At 71.3% G+C, this 15,255-nt stretch carries 16 protein-coding genes; 6 read left to right on the forward strand and 10 right to left on the reverse strand.

What is annotated here, in order from left to right:
* Positions 1-24: 24 nt before the first annotated feature.
* Entirely contained in the window at positions 25-1,338 is a 1,314-nt protein-coding gene (locus tag ACXJKD_RS12335) for a hypothetical protein (RefSeq protein WP_457254881.1), read from the reverse strand.
* 143 nt (positions 1,339-1,481) lie between these two features.
* Between ACXJKD_RS12335 and ACXJKD_RS12340 the strand changes: the two genes are divergently transcribed.
* Positions 1,482-1,907 carry a VOC family protein gene (locus tag ACXJKD_RS12340; RefSeq protein ID WP_457254882.1) on the forward strand — a complete coding sequence of 142 codons (426 nt, stop codon included), beginning with the start codon at positions 1,482-1,484 and terminating at the stop codon, positions 1,905-1,907.
* Positions 1,908-1,938: 31 nt separating this feature from the next.
* Here ACXJKD_RS12340 and ACXJKD_RS12345 read toward each other — a convergent pair whose 3' ends face one another.
* The 5 genes from ACXJKD_RS12345 to ACXJKD_RS12365 form a co-directional block, all read right to left on the reverse strand.
* Positions 1,939-3,594, reverse strand: a complete 1,656-nt coding sequence (locus tag ACXJKD_RS12345; RefSeq protein ID WP_457254883.1) for a glycoside hydrolase family 13 protein — start codon at positions 3,592-3,594, stop codon at positions 1,939-1,941.
* Between the two features lie 139 nt (positions 3,595-3,733).
* Positions 3,734-5,221, reverse strand: coding sequence for a DHA2 family efflux MFS transporter permease subunit (locus tag ACXJKD_RS12350; RefSeq protein ID WP_457254885.1), 1,488 nt, complete (start codon positions 5,219-5,221; stop codon positions 3,734-3,736).
* A gap of 187 nt (positions 5,222-5,408) precedes the next feature.
* Positions 5,409-5,879, reverse strand: a complete 471-nt coding sequence (locus ACXJKD_RS12355) for a VOC family protein (RefSeq protein ID WP_457254886.1) — start codon at positions 5,877-5,879, stop codon at positions 5,409-5,411.
* A 114-nt stretch (positions 5,880-5,993) separates the two neighbouring features.
* Complete coding sequence (locus ACXJKD_RS12360; protein ID WP_457254888.1) at positions 5,994-6,524, reverse strand: hypothetical protein; 531 nt, start codon at positions 6,522-6,524, stop codon at positions 5,994-5,996.
* Positions 6,521-7,000, reverse strand: coding sequence for a hypothetical protein (locus tag ACXJKD_RS12365; RefSeq protein ID WP_457254889.1), 480 nt, complete (start codon positions 6,998-7,000; stop codon positions 6,521-6,523). Before ACXJKD_RS12365 ends, ACXJKD_RS12360 begins: the two co-directional genes overlap by 4 nt.
* Before the next feature lie 320 nt (positions 7,001-7,320).
* Here ACXJKD_RS12365 and ACXJKD_RS12370 point away from each other — a divergent pair, with 320 nt between their 5' ends.
* Positions 7,321-8,241, forward strand: a complete 921-nt coding sequence (locus ACXJKD_RS12370; protein ID WP_457254890.1) for an amidohydrolase family protein — start codon at positions 7,321-7,323, stop codon at positions 8,239-8,241.
* Positions 8,234-9,136 carry a hypothetical protein gene (locus ACXJKD_RS12375; protein ID WP_457254891.1) on the forward strand — a complete coding sequence of 301 codons (903 nt, stop codon included), beginning with the start codon at positions 8,234-8,236 and terminating at the stop codon, positions 9,134-9,136. The genes ACXJKD_RS12370 and ACXJKD_RS12375 overlap by 8 nt, the downstream gene beginning before the upstream one ends.
* Before the next feature lie 18 nt (positions 9,137-9,154).
* On the opposite strand, the gene ACXJKD_RS12380 is transcribed toward ACXJKD_RS12375, so the two are convergent.
* Entirely contained in the window at positions 9,155-9,652 is a 498-nt protein-coding gene (locus tag ACXJKD_RS12380) for a DUF427 domain-containing protein (RefSeq protein WP_457254892.1), read from the reverse strand.
* A gap of 98 nt (positions 9,653-9,750) precedes the next feature.
* Here ACXJKD_RS12380 and ACXJKD_RS12385 point away from each other — a divergent pair, with 98 nt between their 5' ends.
* The 3 genes from ACXJKD_RS12385 (at position 9,751) to ACXJKD_RS12395 (ending at position 11,685) form a co-directional block, all read left to right on the forward strand.
* Positions 9,751-10,101, forward strand: coding sequence for a UBP-type zinc finger domain-containing protein (locus ACXJKD_RS12385; protein WP_457254894.1), 351 nt, complete (start codon positions 9,751-9,753; stop codon positions 10,099-10,101).
* A 125-nt stretch (positions 10,102-10,226) separates the two neighbouring features.
* Positions 10,227-11,339, forward strand: a complete 1,113-nt coding sequence (locus tag ACXJKD_RS12390) for a lysylphosphatidylglycerol synthase transmembrane domain-containing protein (protein ID WP_457254895.1) — start codon at positions 10,227-10,229, stop codon at positions 11,337-11,339.
* Positions 11,340-11,388: 49 nt separating this feature from the next.
* Complete coding sequence (locus ACXJKD_RS12395; RefSeq protein ID WP_457254896.1) at positions 11,389-11,685, forward strand: hypothetical protein; 297 nt, start codon at positions 11,389-11,391, stop codon at positions 11,683-11,685.
* 94 nt (positions 11,686-11,779) lie between these two features.
* On the opposite strand, the gene ACXJKD_RS12400 is transcribed toward ACXJKD_RS12395, so the two are convergent.
* From ACXJKD_RS12400 to ACXJKD_RS12410, 3 genes are read right to left on the reverse strand one after another with little or no spacing between them, the layout of a single operon-like run.
* Positions 11,780-14,065, reverse strand: coding sequence for a heavy metal translocating P-type ATPase (locus tag ACXJKD_RS12400; RefSeq protein WP_457254897.1), 2,286 nt, complete (start codon positions 14,063-14,065; stop codon positions 11,780-11,782).
* On the reverse strand, positions 14,062-15,003 hold the full coding sequence (locus tag ACXJKD_RS12405) for a hypothetical protein (RefSeq protein ID WP_457254898.1): 942 nt from the start codon (positions 15,001-15,003) through the stop codon (positions 14,062-14,064). The genes ACXJKD_RS12400 and ACXJKD_RS12405 overlap by 4 nt, the downstream gene beginning before the upstream one ends.
* Positions 15,000-15,218, reverse strand: a complete 219-nt coding sequence (locus tag ACXJKD_RS12410; RefSeq protein ID WP_457254899.1) for a heavy-metal-associated domain-containing protein — start codon at positions 15,216-15,218, stop codon at positions 15,000-15,002. Before ACXJKD_RS12410 ends, ACXJKD_RS12405 begins: the two co-directional genes overlap by 4 nt.
* Between the last annotated feature and the right edge of the window lie 37 nt (positions 15,219-15,255).

The raw sequence follows: 15,255 nt of genomic DNA on the forward strand, positions 1-15,255 counted from the left end.
CGCGGCCGACCAGCCGGTAGCCCACTACAGGCTCGCGAGCAGGGCGCGCGCCTCCTCCAGGCGGCTGCGCTCGCGCTCCAGCAACGCGCGACGGTCGGCTGCCTTGTCGGCCTGCTCGGCGACCCGGCGGGCGGCGAGCACGTCGAGCTCGACGGTGGTCCACTCCTCGCACGCCCGGAGGATCTGCGGCCCGTCGCGCCGCCACACCTCCTTCTGGGTCTCGAGGTCGGTCAGCAGCAGACGCGCGGCCTCGAGGTCCCTGCCGTACTCGGTCGAGAGCCGTTCGTGGGCCACGGTCCCCACGGTGCCCTGTTCGCGCCCGACGTCGAGCCGGCGCTGGTAGGCCTCGAGGTCGGCCACCGCCGAGCGGGCCCGGGCCAGGTCGTGGACCAGCTCGGGGAGCAGCACCGAGGCGGCCACCCGGAGGCGCACGATCCGCGTCTCGTCCGCGGCGAGGTGCCCGGCCAGGCCACTCAGCTCGGCCGTCTCCAGCTCGAGGAACAGCTCCAGCAGACCCACCTCCTGCGCGAGTCGCGCCACCTGTGCCGGCAGCTGTCGCACCCGGTCGCGGACGTCGAGGAACGGGCGCATGACCCACTCGCGCAGGTCGGAGGACCGGTCGGTGGTGCGGTGCTGCACGTCCTTGATCCGTCGCTGCAGGGTGCCACCCAGCCCGGTCAGCCCGGTCAGCCCGGCAGGTGCCTCGGGCGGCGCTGCCTCGCCGGTGGCGGTCCCCGCCTCGGCCTCGACGGCGTGGACGTCGACCTGCAGGATCGCGTCGACGACCTGCCCGAGCTGGGCCACCCGACCGAGCACCGTCTTCCACGCTGCCGTTCGCCAGCGCACGTCGGCCAGGACCTTGAGGTCCTTGCGGATCCGGGTCGCATCGATCGCCCCGTCGGGGGACTGTCGCTGCTTCTCCGCGAGGTCGCTGATCCGCTCCAGCTCGGCCAGGTAGGCCTGGAACTCACCCGAGGCCGAGGTCACGAACGCGGCCCAGGTGCTCAGCGGCACCCCGGTCTGCTGCTTGACGTACTGGCTGGCCAGCCCTTTCACCGCGCGCATGGCACCCACGATCGGCAGCCCCACCAGCCCGAAACCGCTCATCGCCTGGGCCCCACCGCCGCTGCCGCCCTGGGTCACCATGGCCAGGGCGTCCTCGAGCGCCTCCAGGGTCTCGGCGACCTCCGCGCAGTCGGCCTGCACCGCCGCCACCGTGCGGCGCAGCGCGAGGAAGCTGGTCTGCACCACCACCGCGTCGCGGACCGCCACCGGTGCGAGTGCCTGTGGTTGCCCCCCGGTGGGCGCGCTGGCGGGTGTCGGGCTCCCCATAGCCATGTTTCTCATTGTCCACCCGCGCTCGAGCCTGTCCTCGCTCATTGGGGTGAGGAGCGCCGGCCGCCAGCTCCGAGCACCTGACGCCGTCACCGGCCGGGTCTATCGTGCGAGTCATCCACTCGACGACGACCCAGGAGCACGCGATGGCCTCTCGCCTCAACCCCTACATCCAGTTCAAGGACAACGCTCGTGAAGCGCTCGACTTCTACCAGGGAGTCTTCGGCGGCGACCTCACCGTGAGCACCTTCGGTGAGTACGGCGACCCCAGCCAGCCCGGCGCCGACGGCATCATGCACGGCCAGCTCGAGACCCCGAGCGGCTACACGATCATGGCCGCCGACACCCCGCCGGGGATGGACTACAACCCCGGCAGCACCATCGCCGTCAGCCTCTCCGGTGACGACCCCGACGAGCTGCACGGCTACTGGGACAAGCTCTCCAACGGCGGCCAGGTCCAGGTACCGCTCGAGCAGCAGATGTGGGGCGACGAGTTCGGGATGTGCGCCGACCAGTTCGGGATCGGCTGGATGGTCAACATCGCCGGCGCCCGCCCCGACTCAGACGGCTGATCCACTCCAGACTGCTGGCGACCGGCCCGCGTCAGGGCCGGAGCCAGGCCGTCGCGTCGGGCGGCAGCTGGCCGTCCTCGAGCGGGCTGCTCGACCGCAGCACGCGGTCGGCCGGCACGTCGACGCCTTCCGAGGAGAGGTTGACGACACAGCGCAGGGCGGCGTCGCGGTCGAAGTCGAGGACGTTCGGCGCCGACTCGCGCCACGCCAGCCCGGCGGCATACAGGCCGGGGGTCTCGCGGCGCAGGCGCAGCACGTCGCGGTAGAGGGTCAGCATCGACGCGGGGTCGCCGTCCTGCGCCTCGACCGTGAGGTCGCGCCACGACTCGGGCTGCGGCAGCCACGGCGTCACGCCGTCGGGGGAGAAGCCGAACGGCGGCTCCTGCCCACTCCAGGGCAGCGGCACCCGGCAACCGTCCCGGCCGCGCATCTCGCCGCCGCTGCGCAGGAACATCGGGTCCTGGAGCACCTCGTCGGGCAGGTCGTCGACGTTGGGGAGCCCCAGCTCCTCGCCCTGGTAGACGTACGCGCCGCCGGGCAGCGCGAGCATGAGCATCGCCGCGGCCCGAGCCCGACGGGTGCCGAGGGCCAGGTCGGAGACCTCGCCCGCGCCGTCGGAGATGAAGTACGAGCTCGTCGTCGTGCGGCCGTAGCGCGTGACCGGACGGGTCTCGTCGTGGCTGGTCAGCACCCACGTCGACGGCACCCCGATCGGCGCGAACGACGACAGCGTCGCGTCGATGACGTCGCGCAGCGGCCCGGCCTCCCAGGGTCCCTTGAGGTAGGGGAAGTTGAAGGCGGTGTGCATCTCGTCGGGGCGCAGGTAGGCGGCCAGCCGTTCCGGCGTGCTGACGACGGCCTCGGCGACGAAGGCGCGGTCGCCGTCGTAGGTGTCGGCGATCGCGCGCCAGCGGCGGAAGATGTCGTGCACGGTGTCGACGTCCCAGTGCGGGTTGTCGTCCCAGTCGACGGTGCGGAACTGCAGCACCCCGCCGTAGTCCGCATCGGGCAGTCCCGCCTTCTTCGACATCGCGGGCGCCGCGTCGATCCGCAGCCCGTCGACGCCACGGTCGAACCAGAACCGCAACACGTCGTCGAAGTCGTCCAGCACCGCCTCGTTGCTCCAGTCGAGGTCGGGCTGCTCGGGCGCGAAGAGGTGCAGGTACCACTGACCCGGTGTGCCATCCGGCTCGGTGATCCGCGACCAGGCCGGCCCCCCGAACGCGCTGATCCAGTTGTTGGGCGGCTCCTCGCCGGACTCGCCCCGCCCGTCGCGGAAGAAGTAGCGGGCCCGCTCGGCCGATCCCGGAGCGGCGGCCAGCGCGTCGAGGAACCACGGGTGCTGGTCGGACGTGTGGTTGGGGACCAGGTCGATGATGACCCGCAGGCCCAGCTCGCGAGCCTCGCGCAGGAGCGCGTCGGCATCCTCGAGGGTGCCGAACATCGGGTGTATGCCGCGGAAGTCGCTCACGTCGTATCCCCCGTCCGCCATCGGCGAGGGGAACCACGGCGAGATCCACAGACCGTCGACGCCGAGGTCGGCGAGGTAGGGGAGCTTGGCCCGGAGGCCGGGCAGGTCGCCCTCGCCGTCACCGTTCCCGTCGGCGAAGCTGCGCGGGTACACCTGGTACATGACTGCGGAGCGCCACCATGCTTCCGGCGGGCTCGGCTGCTGGTCGAGTGCCACAGGCCGAACCTAGTGCCCTGCAGCGACTTCCGACAGGGTGATCGTCACCGGGCACGCGCATCGGCGCCCAACCCGGTGGGCCGGACGCCGATGGGCGGGATGCCGAAGTCCTCGCGGACCCGGCGCAGGAGATCCACGGTTAGTGGACCACCACCGGAGGCACTCCCTGCTCGTCGAGCAGGTGCGACACCTCGCGCTTGCGGGGCAGGAAGTAGGCCGGGATCAGGGTCAGGCTCACCAGGATCGCCGCCCACCAGTAGGTGTGCGCGAACGCCGCCGCGGCCGCGACCGGCGCCTGCGCGGGGCTGGTCGGCGGGTTGTCCTTGAGGGCGTTCGTGAGGACGACCGAGAAGAGCGCCACGCCCACCGAGCTGGCGATCTGCTGGGTGATGTTGAGCAGCGTCGACCCTCGGGCGACTTCGTGGTGGGTCAGCGTCTTCAGGGCAGTGGTGAAGATCGGCATCATCGTGCCGCCCATGCCCAGCCCCATCACGAACAGCACCGGGATGAGGAAGCCCCAGTGCGAGGAGTCCGCCTCGATCTGGGTCAGCGCGAACATGCCGCCGATGATGAGCACCAGCCCGAACGGCACGATCCGCCCGACCGGGAACTTGTCGACCAAGGTGCCGGCGATCGGCATGGTGATCATCGCGCCGACACCCTGGGGAGCGACCAGCCAGCCCGCGTTGAGCGGCGACTCGCCCTGCACCTGCTGGAGGAACTGCGGCACGAGCAGCAGCCCACCGAAGAACGACGCCGCGAAGATGAACATCGTGATCGTCGAGACGGTGAGGTTGCGGTTCTTGAACAGTCGCAGGTCGAGCAGCGGGTGCTTGGGCCGGAAGCTGTAGAGCACGAACGTCACCATCAGCGCCAGGCCGACGAAGCCCGGCACGAGCACCTTGGCGTGGCCGATGCCGCCCTCGCCGGGGATCGACGAGACGCCGTAGAGGAACAACGCCAGGCCCGGGCTCATCATGAGCATGCCCACGAAGTCGAACGACTCGGACGGCTGCGGGTTGTCCTTGGCCAGCGCGAACTGGGCGTAGACCAACGCGATGAGACCGATCGGCGCGTTGATCAGGAAGATGTAGTGCCAGCTGAAGTGGTCGATCAGCCAGCCACCGAGGATGGGTCCGAAGATCGGGCCGAGCAGCATCGGCACCCCGAGGATGGCCATCAGCCGGCCCATCCGGGCGGGTCCGGCGGCGCGGGTCATGATCGTCATGCCGAGCGGCATGAGCATGCCGCCGCCGAGGCCCTGCAGGACGCGGAACCCGATCAGCATGCCGATCGACGTGGCCGCGGCGCACAGCACCGAGCCGAGGGTGAACAGCAGGATCGCCAGCATGTAGAGGCGCTTGGTGCCGAACCGGTCGGCCGCCCAGCCGGACAGCGGGATCACCGTGGCGAGCGCGAGCGTGTAGCCGGTCACCGTCCACGCGACGCTGGAGTAGGCGAGCGGCTCGCCGCCGAAGGCCGTCTGGAACGTGCGCAGCGCGACGTTGACGACGGTGATGTCGAGGATCGACATGATCGCCCCGAGGACCACGACGCCGGCCACCTTGAGGACGGCAGCGTCGATCTTCTCGGGGTATTCCACGGGTGTCGTGGCAGGTGCAGACACTGGGAGTCCTCTCGGAACTGGGCCTGAGCGCACTCAGGCGTGTTGTCACAAGCGTGTGGTCGCGCCCCCCGCTCCGTTGCGTGACGCACAAAAAGCCTAGCCCCGCGGACCGACAGTCGACACGTGCATTTTCCTCGCCTGGTGACCGGGTGAGCGGTGGCTGGGTATCGCCGCAGGTGGGAGCCGGTCAGGCGTCGCCGGCGGCCTCGAGCGCGGCGATGTCGAGCTTCTTCATCGCCATCATCGCGGCGAACACGCGAGCGGCCCGGTCGGGATCGGTGGAGAAGATCGCGTCCCAGTCCTGCGGCACGATCTGCCACGACAACCCGAACTTGTCCTTGAGCCAGCCGCACGGCCCTTCCTCGCCGCCGTCCGCCGTCAGGGTGTCCCAGTAGTGGTCGATCTCGGCCTGGTCCTGGCAGTCGACGGTGATCGAGATGGCCTCGTCGAAGGTGAACTGTGGTCCGCCGTTGAGCCCGACGTACGGCACCCCGTCGAGCTCGAACGCGACGGTCAGCACCTCCCCAGCGCGCTCACCGCTGTCGTCGGGGTAGCGGGAGACGGTCCCGATGCTCGAGTTCGGGAACACCGAGGTGTAGAAGTTCGCGGCGTCCTCCGCCTGGCGGTCGAACCAGAGACAGACGTACTGGCGTGGCATGGCGTGCTCCTCGTGGTCGGGGATGGCTGGTGTGGGATAGACCGCCGCTGGAGCCGGAACTCATCGCGCGGGCGACCGCGAGCGATGCCGTAGCGTCGTTACCGTTTCCGAGATCTACACGCCGCCGTTGATTGCGGCGATGTCGTGGGAGTCGTACGACTCAGGTGAGATGCCGCTGTGCATGCAGGAGTTGTTGTCCGTGTCGTTGGCGTAGGCCCGGTGAGCGATGCTGCCGGTGTGTCCAAACTCGTGACATCCCAGCGATCTCAGCCACGAGTTTGACTGTGAGCCGTAAGTGCTTTCGTTGAACTGAACGATGTAGATGTCGCAGCGCCCCGCGAGGGTCTTGTCGTCGCAGAAGGCGTGCGCGTACCAACCGGTTGCACCGTAGGTGTAGTCCTGGACCCAGATGTCGTCGCCGGTKCAGTACTGAGTGTCTATGTCGGTGCGGTCGAGCTGGGCGAAACCTTGATTGCGGGCGATGACGGTCTTGGGAACGATGCTCGGCGATTTGACGCACTGTGTTGTGTTGTCGGGGTCGGGTAAAAGGTCTTGGTGGGATGCATGTGCGGGCGCGGAGAGTCCGACGATGAAGGCGCCGGCCAGGACAACGCTCCACCTCAGTCGCAAGGTGCGGCGCTTCACTGGGCGTCTCCGTCGCCGTTGGCTGGCCCAGGCGGGTTGGGGATCTTCGCCAGATTGACGGCCTGTGCGGTCTCGGCAATTTCCGTGGCGTACTGCTCGATGCCCTTTGCCTTCACCCCTTGCACGGCCTTGAGGCCCTCATCGCCCCCGGGCACCAACTCCGAGTCCTGGATGAGGACGCGTGCTTGGGGACCTAGATATCCGTACTTTCCCGGAACGTCGGCCTGCAGGAAGAAGTACCCCTCGTCCCCGACCTTGCTCCACGGGAGATCGACGTTCTGGGCGGACTTGCCGTTGACCCATCCCGTCTCCTGCACAATGACCGTGGTCGGCGTCCCGCCCCGTGAGAAGAGGATCTTCGTCACGGCGATGGTGACATCTCGATACTTGACCTTCTCCTGCCCGTCACCCACCTCGCGGCCCGGTGCCACGTCGGAGACGGTGCCCACCACGACGAGATCGGACTCGACCAGCATCGACCGGGTGCTGGAGAACACGGGAGAGCTGACGAGTAGTCCACGGTCGGGCGACTCGGGTAGCGACCCGGAGCACCCCGACAGCAAGCCAGCGGCAGCCAGCCCGGCCATGCTTGCTACGTGGCCTGCCCGCGACGGGCTTCGCCTCAGATGTGCACTCATGTCAACGCCCCTTGCTTGGCGGCAAATGCGGGATCCTCGCGGCAGTGAGACGTATGAGGCGCCGGAACGTGACGGCCCCGGGCTGCACTCCCCCGGCGGTCCGTCCGCGTACGGACAGAGATCGGAGCCTGGCCTGGGTATGCCGTAGCGTCGCCACCGTGGCCCCGTCACCTTCGTCGCTGCTCACGGCGCCGCGCTCCGACGCCGACCTCCCGGCATACTGGCGCGCCCTGGGGCTCCCCGGCCTGGCCGACGTCCACGTGCACTTCCTGCCCGAGCCGATGCTCGCGAAGGTGTGGGGCTACTTCGACCAGGCGCAGGAGCACTACGGCCAGCCCTGGCCGATCCACTACCGCGACGACGAGGCGACCCGCATCGCGACGCTGCGCGCGCTGGGGGTCCGCGCCATCCCCGCGCTGGCCTACCCCCACAAGGCCGGCATGGCTCAGTGGCTCAACGACTGGTGCGCCGAGTTCGCGGCGCGCGTCGACGGCGCGGTGCACTGCGCCACGCTCTTCCCCGAGCCCGGTGTCGGCGAGCAGGTGGAGCGCTCACTGGAGTCGGGGGCACAGCTGTTCAAGATGCACGTCCAGGTCGGCGGCTACACCCCGGACGACCCGCTGCTCGACCCGGCCTGGGACGCTTTGGAGCGAGCTGGTGCGCCGGTCGTGCTGCACGCGGGGTCGGCTCCCAAGGAGGGCGCGTACACCGGGCCCAAGGCCGTCGCGGCGGTCCTCGACCGCCACCCACAGCTGACGGTGGTGGTGGCCCACCTCGGCATGGGGGAGTACGACGCGTTCGCCGACCTCGTCGAGGCCTTCCCGCGGGTGCACCTCGACACGACGATGGCCGGCACCGACTTCAGCAACCGGTTCGCCCCCCTGTCGCCGTCCTACGTCGAACGGCTCGGCGCCCTCGGCGACCGGGTCGTCCTCGGTTCGGACTTCCCCAACATCCCCTACCCCTACGCCCACCAGATCGAGGCGCTGCACCGCCTGGGACTTGGCGACGAGTGGATGCGAAAAGTATTGTGGCACAACGGTGCCCGACTCCTCGGGCTGGAGGTCGACGATGCCTGACGTCCAAGAGACGGGGGCGCTCGCCGCAGCCCTGCGCAGCCTGTATGCCGTACCGCCCGAGGAGTTCATGGCCGAGCGCAAGCGCCTGGTCGCCGCCGAGAAGGCGGACGGCGACCCCGCCGTGGCCAAGGAGATCGGCACCCTGCGCAAGCCGAGCATCGCTGCCTGGGCGGTCAACCTGGTGGCCCGCGAGGCGCCGGACCTCGTCGACGGCCTCGCCGACCTGGGCGGGCGGATGCGCGCTGCCCAGGGTCGGCTCGACACCGGCACCCTGACGTCGTTGCGCCCGGAGCGCGACCAGCTGCTCGAGGAGGTGGTGCGCACGACGGTGCAGTTCGTCCAGGACGCGGGACGCACCTGCAGCGCGGCGGCCCAGCAGGAGGTCCGGGCGACGGCGATCGCCGCCCTCGCCGACGAGCAGGCGATGGCAGCCGTGGCGTCCGGCCAGCTCGCGAGGACGTTGTCCTACAGCGGTTTCGGCGAGGTGGACCTCGCCGAGGCGGTCGTCCGCACCACGTCGGGCGCGATCCTCTCCGTGGTGCAGGGAAGCGGTGGTTCCGGCAGGCCTGCGCGGGGCGACCGACACGACCACGACCACGACGACGGGGCCGACGAGGCCGACGCGGACCAGCCGGACGAGGAGCGGCTCGAGGCAGCGCTCGAGACGGCCGAGAAGCAGCTGGCGGCGGCCGAGGCCGAGGTGACTCGCGCCCGTGAGCGCGCGGAGGAGACCCGCGAACGGCTCGGGGTCGTCGAGCGCCAGCTGACCAAGGCGCGCGAGGCCGACGAGCGGGCCCTCGAGGCGGTCACCGACGCGGTCCGGGCGCGCAAGGCCGCCGAGGCCGCGCGGCATACCGCGCGGGAGGCACTCGACCGCGCACAGGCGGACGACTGACCGCCCGAGCCGACCGGTTCACCAGCCGTGCGAGCCGGGCCCCCCCTTGAACGGGCCCACGACGCGATCGGTGATCCAGCCGCCGTAGAGGCCGCCCTCCTGCGGGCGCACGACCTCGCCGTCGACGACACAGCGGTCGACCAGGCCGGGCAGCACGGCCACGGCATCCCTGATCACGATGAAGCCGGACGACGGGTCGGCGTAGAACCACCCCGCGCGTGGCGCCACGACGCCGCCCGCGACCAGGTCGAGGTAGGAGGCCCCGCCCTTCCACTCGCACCACGAGGACCCGGCAGCAGGGCGCAGCGACCCGTCGACGAACGCCTCGCGCGGCAGGTAGTAGGTCGGCGGGTGGCTGGTCTCCAGCACCCTCCACGACGTGGTCGAGAGCGCGATCCGCGCACCGCCGAGCCAGACCTCCAGGGTCTCGGTGCTCGACTCCACCCGTGGTGGACGGGGGTAGTCCCAGACCGACTCCTGGCCGGGGGAGGTGGGAGCTGGTGCGGGTCGGGGCATGCCCCCACGCTACGTCGCGACAGCGGGGAGCCGGGACATCCGCTCGGGACGCGACCCCTCGCGATCGCGGGTAACTTGGCCGGGACGGAGGTGGCCACATGGCGCAGCAGCAGGTGGGGATCGACCCGGAGGTCGAGCCGAGCGGGACCGGATGCGTGGAATGCCTTGCGGTGCAAGGGTGGTGGGTCCACCTGCGTCGGTGCGCGCAGTGCGGACACATCGGGTGCTGCGACTCCTCGCCGAGCCAGCACGCCAGCCACCACTTCGAGGAGACCGGCCATCCGGTGATGGCGAGCTTCGAGCCGGGGGAGGACTGGTTCTGGGACTTCAGCGCGCAGCGGGCCTTCCTCGGCCCGCGGCTGGCCGACCCGCAGAGCCACCCCGAGGACCAGCCCACGCCGGGTCCGGCGGGACAGGTCCCCGCCGACTGGCAGAGCCACCTCAACTAGCCGCAGGTACAGCCTCCGCACCCGTTCGCCTCAGGGTTGACCCTGAGAATGACTAGTCACACCGAGGGTCGATCTGGGTATCTGCCCCCATGTACGGCGGTGCCCTGAACCGGGACGGTTGACTCATGGCCCTCCACACCGAGCTGATCCCGCCGACGGCACTGACCGCACCAGTGCGGCCGGTCACCGCGCGGGCTCGGGTCGCCCGCCGCGCTCCTGGGGGAGGACGCGGCGGGCGGGGGGCCGCCAAGCTGCTCGTGACCGGGGCGCTCGCGACCGGCATCGTCGCGCTGGCGCTGCCGAAGGTCGCCGGCGCCGAGTGGGCTGACATCGCGACCGCGCTCAAGGGCCTGACCGTCGGCCAGCTCGCGATCCTGACCGTCCTCTGGCTGGCCGGGCTCTGGGTGCAGACCCCCGCGCTGACCGCCGCGCTCCCGGGGCTCTCGCACCGCCGGGCCCTGATGCTCAACCTCACCGGCTCCTTCGTCTCCAACCTGCTACCCCTCGGCGGCGCCGCCGGCACCGTGGCCAACTGGCGGATGGCCCGCTCGTGGGGCTTCGAGTCCCCGGCCTTCGCACGCTGGGCCGTCCTGACCAACCTCGTCGACACCCTCCTCAAGTTCGTCCTGCCCGGGCTCGCCCTCTGCTGGTTGGGCGTCGCCGGCGTCGAGGTGTCGAGCAGTGTCAGCACCGCTGCCTACGTCGGACTCGGGCTGCTCACCGGCAGCATGGCCGCGGTCTGGCTGGTGGCCCGTGACGACCGCGCGGTGCGGTGGCTCGGTCGGGTCGCCGACCGCGTCGTGGCCCGCGTCCACTTCCTCCCCACGGCCGACGAGGGGTATGCCGAGCGGGCCGCGTCGTTCCGCCGCGAGAGCGCCGGGCTCGTCGCCGCGGGCTGGGGGCGGATGGTCGGAGGCAAGCTCGCGTATGCCGCGCTGCAGGCCGTGCTCCTCTGGGCCTGCCTGCGCGTGGTCGGCGCCGACGTCCACCCCGCCATCGTCGGCGCGGCATTCGCGGTCGAGCGGATCCTGACCATGGTGGCCATCACGCCCGGGGCCACTGGCATCGTCGAGCTCGGGATGACCGGGGTGCTCGTGGCGTTCCACGGCGAGCCGGCCACTGCAGCCGCCGGCGTCCTGCTCTACCGCGCGTTCATCTTCGGCATGGAGATCCCGGTCGGTGGGCTGTCGATGCTCGCCTGGTCGCTGCGCCGCCGCGGCGCGGCCCTCGCCGCCTGACGGACCCGCTTGCCGTTGTTCGGAAGATCCGCCGGGCCCAGGCACGGCGGTGCCGCTCCCGCTCCACGACCTCGCGCACCTCGTCCTCGCTCAGCTCCCGCCGAGCGGCTTCCGTGGCGCCCAGCCCCACCGCAGCACCAGCGATCGGACCTTCAGCCAGGGGAGTCGTCGACTCGACGGGCACGGCTTCGGCATTCGCGATGGCGGCCAGCGCCGAGCGCACGACGGCGACCGTGTCGGTATCGCGCGCGCGCATCGCGGGCAGGAGGGAGGACTGCAGCAGGCCGCGCAGGTCGGAGCTCACCCCCCGATCCTGCCACCGGGGCTGACCGCGCCGCGGCGCTAGCTCATGCAAGAGGCGAGTTAGCGACGGCCGCCGCGGCGCTAACTCGCCTTTTGCATGAGATACCGACCGTCGGCCAGCCGCACTGGTCAGCGTCTCAGGGGGCGGTGGCCTTAAAGCCGCGCAGGCGCAGGCTGTTCGTGACAACGAACACCGACGACAGCGCCATGGCCGCCCCGGCGATCATCGGGCTGAGCAGCCCGAGCGCGGCCAGCGGGATCGCGGCGACGTTGTAGGCGAACGCCCAGAACAGGTTGCCGCGGATGATGCCCAGGGTGCGGCGGGCCAGCCGGATCGCGTCGGGTGCCGAGCGCAGGTCACCCCGGACCAGGGTGAGGTCACTGGCCTGGATCGCCACATCACTCCCCGTACCCATCGCCAGCCCCAGGTCGGCCTGCGCGAGAGCCGCCGCGTCGTTCACCCCGTCACCAACCATCGCGACCGTGCGCCCCTCTGCCTGCAGTCGCTGCACCACCTCGACCTTCTCCTGCGGGAGCACGTCGGCGACCACCTCGTCGATGCCGACCTGCGCCGCGACCGCGGCGGCAGCGGCCGCGTTGTCGCCGGTGAGGAGGATCGGGTGGAGACCCAGCGCCCGCAGCTGGGCGACTGCGGCGACAGAGCTCTCCTTCACCGTGTCGGAGACGACGAGCACGCCACGGGCCACCCCGTCCCACGCGACGACGACGGCGGTCGCGCCGCGCTGCTGAGCCGACTCCACGGCATACCTGAGGTCGTCGGGGAGGGAAACCGCAGCGTCGGTGAGCAGCCGTGCCCGTCCCACGACGACGGCGTGGCCGTCGATGGTCCCGCTGACACCGAGCCCCTCGCTGTTGGCGAAGCCTTCGACTCCGAGCAGCGCACCGGTCGCCCGAGCCCGGGCCGCTTCGGCGACGGCGCGCGCGACGGGGTGCTCGGAGGCGTCCTCGAGGGCACCAGCCAGCCGGAGCACCTTGGCCGGGTCCTCGCCGTCGGTGGCCACCACGTCGGCGAGCGCCATCCGACCGGTCGTGACGGTGCCCGTCTTGTCGAGCACCACGGTGTCGACCTGGCGGGTGGACTCCAGCACCTCGGGCCCCCGGATGAGCAGGCCGAGCTGCGCGCCGCGGCCGGTGCCGACCATGAGGGCGGTGGGCGTGGCCAGCCCGAGCGCGCACGGGCAGGCGATGATCAGCACGGCGACGGCCGCGGTGAAGGCGGCCGTCCAGCCGGCCCCGGTGCCGACCCAGAAGCCGAGGGTGGCCGCCGCGAGCAGGATCACCACGGGCACGAAGACGCCGGAGACCCGGTCGGCGAGCCGCTGCACCTGCGCCTTGCCGTTCTGTGCGTCCTCGACCAGCGTCGCCATCTGGGCGAGCTGGGTGTCGGCGCCGACCCGCGTGGCCCGGACGACCAGGCGGCCTCCGGCGTTCAGGGTGGCGCCGACGACCGCGTCGCCGGGACCGACCTCGACCGGCACGGACTCGCCTGTCACCATCGACGCGTCCACGGCCGACGTGCCGTGCTCGACCGTGCCGTCGGTGGCGATCTTCTCGCCCGGTCGCACCACGAAACGCAGGCCGACGACCAGCTGCTCGACGGGGATCCGCTCCTCGCGGGCGTCGTCCCCCTCACCACGCAGCACCGCCACGTCCTTGGCCCCGAGCTCGAGCAGGGCTCGCAACGCGGCGCTGGAGCTCCGCTTGGCGCGGGCCTCGGCGTAGCGCCCGGCCAGGAGGAAGGCGGTCACCCCGGCTGCTGCCTCGAGGTAGATGTTCCCGGCGCCGTCGGTGCGCTCGAGGGTGAACCGGAAGGGGTGCGTCATCCCCGGGACACCTGCCGTGCCGAGGAAGAGGGCGTAGAGCGACCAGCCGAACGCCGCCAGGGTGCCCACCGACACGAGGGTGTCCATCGTCGTCTGCCCGTGACGCAGGTTGGTCCAGGCGGCCCGGTGGAACGGCCAGCCGCCCCACACCACGACCGGGGCGGCCAGGACGAGGGAAGCCCACTGCCAGTAGTCGAACTGCCACGCCGGCACCATCGCCAGCACGACGACGGGCACGGCCAGCGCCACCGAGACGAGCAGCCGGTGACGGAGCTGCGCGGTGGGGTCGGCCTCGGCCTCAGGGACGGCGCCGCCGTCGGCGCGAGCGACGACCGGGAGAGACGCCGTGTAGCCGGTGCGCTCGACCGTCTCGAGGAGGTCGTCCGTCGAGACCGTGGCCGGGAAGCTGACCTTGGCCTTCTCGGTGGCGTAGTTGACCGTGGCCGTGACGCCCTCGATCTTGTTGAGCTTCTTCTCGATCCGGGTCGCGCAGGAGGCACAGGTCATGCCGCCGATGACGAGCTCGACCGCGCCGGTCGCTGGGACGGTGGTGGTGCCGTTCGGGGGTGCGTGGGTCATGGCGTCCTCCCGGCGTCGGACGTGAAGGCGGCAGTGTGGACCGCCCCATCGGCCTTGAAGTCGAGGAACAGGCGATAGCGCCCCGGCCCCGGTGCCTCGACCTGGAAGGCCAGACCGGCCGCGCCGCCTGCCAGGCTGCTGACTCCGGTGAGGGGGTGCGCGTGGGCATAGGCGAGGTCACCTTCGCGCAGCACCACGAGGTGGCCACCGGCGCCGAGGTAGGGCTCGAGGGCGACCGCCCGGCCGGAGGTACGACCGATCGTGAACGCCACGGGTTGGGCCTTCGCCGGGGACAGGGCGCCCGCGACCCGCAGGGTGAACCCATCCACCGAGGTGGTCGGGTCGGGACCGGGGAGCGCGGCGGGGGAGTAGTCACCGGGGACGGCGAGGTCGGTGCCGAGGACCAGTCCCTCGGTCTCGCCGTCGGGGTCGAAGTCAGCGAACATCCGCCACTGCCCGGGCCGGCTCAGGTCGACGTCGACCGACCAGGTGCCGTCGGGCGACATCGCGGGGTGCACGTGCTGGAAGCCGGACAGGTCGCGGCGCACGACGATGAGGTGGAGCTTCTTCTCGTGCGCCGTGGTGAAGGCGGTGACGGGTCGTCCGTCCGGACCCATGATCCGGAAGGTCACCCGCGCCGAGGTCGACGGCTCGATGGTCGTCGTGCCCGGGACGAGCTGGTAGCCCTGGGCCGTGGCGCTGAGCCCGGCCGGCACGGATGCTTCGGTCTGGGTTACGTCACCGTCCGGGGCGTGACCGTCGGGGTCGTGACCGTCGGGCCCGTTGCCGTCGCTCGTCATGTCGGCGTGCGGTGCGGCGGCGGCGGCCTGGTCGGCACCCGGCATACCGAGGTCCGCGAGTCGACCCACGCCGAAGGCCGCCCCGAACGCCACGGCGACCCCGGCGCCGAACGCGGCGACGCGGGTGACCGCGTTCACGGCGCCAGGCTGTAGTCGCCCGCCTCGTCGAGGGCCTCGGCGACCTCAGCAGGGGTGAGCTCGCGGGACGTCTCGACGGTGACGGCGGAGGTGCCGCCCGCGACGAGGTCGACCGTCACGCCGGACACGCCGTCGAGGGCGCTGAGCTCCTCGGTGACGGCGCTCGCGCAGTGACCGCAGGTGAGGCCGACGACGTCGAAGTTCTGGGTGCTCATGGGGTGCTCCTTGGTCTGGTGTCTCGCGGTGGCCGGT

Source organism: Pedococcus sp. P5_B7 (assembly GCF_054049895.1).

Coding starts and splice junctions, on each gene's coding strand:
- ACXJKD_RS12335 (WP_457254881.1), bottom strand. CDS start 1,338: ATGGCTATGGGGAGCCCGACACCCGCCAGCGCGCCCACCGGGGGGCAA.
- ACXJKD_RS12340 (WP_457254882.1), top strand. CDS start 1,482: ATGGCCTCTCGCCTCAACCCCTACATCCAGTTCAAGGACAACGCTCGT.
- ACXJKD_RS12355 (WP_457254886.1), bottom strand. CDS start 5,879: ATGCCACGCCAGTACGTCTGTCTCTGGTTCGACCGCCAGGCGGAGGAC.
- ACXJKD_RS12365 (WP_457254889.1), bottom strand. CDS start 7,000: ATGCTGGTCGAGTCCGATCTCGTCGTGGTGGGCACCGTCTCCGACGTG.
- ACXJKD_RS12375 (WP_457254891.1), top strand. CDS start 8,234: ATGCCTGACGTCCAAGAGACGGGGGCGCTCGCCGCAGCCCTGCGCAGC.
- ACXJKD_RS12380 (WP_457254892.1), bottom strand. CDS start 9,652: ATGCCCCGACCCGCACCAGCTCCCACCTCCCCCGGCCAGGAGTCGGTC.
- ACXJKD_RS12385 (WP_457254894.1), top strand. CDS start 9,751: ATGGCGCAGCAGCAGGTGGGGATCGACCCGGAGGTCGAGCCGAGCGGG.
- ACXJKD_RS12390 (WP_457254895.1), top strand. CDS start 10,227: ATGGCCCTCCACACCGAGCTGATCCCGCCGACGGCACTGACCGCACCA.
- ACXJKD_RS12400 (WP_457254897.1), bottom strand. CDS start 14,065: ATGACCCACGCACCCCCGAACGGCACCACCACCGTCCCAGCGACCGGC.
- ACXJKD_RS12410 (WP_457254899.1), bottom strand. CDS start 15,218: ATGAGCACCCAGAACTTCGACGTCGTCGGCCTCACCTGCGGTCACTGC.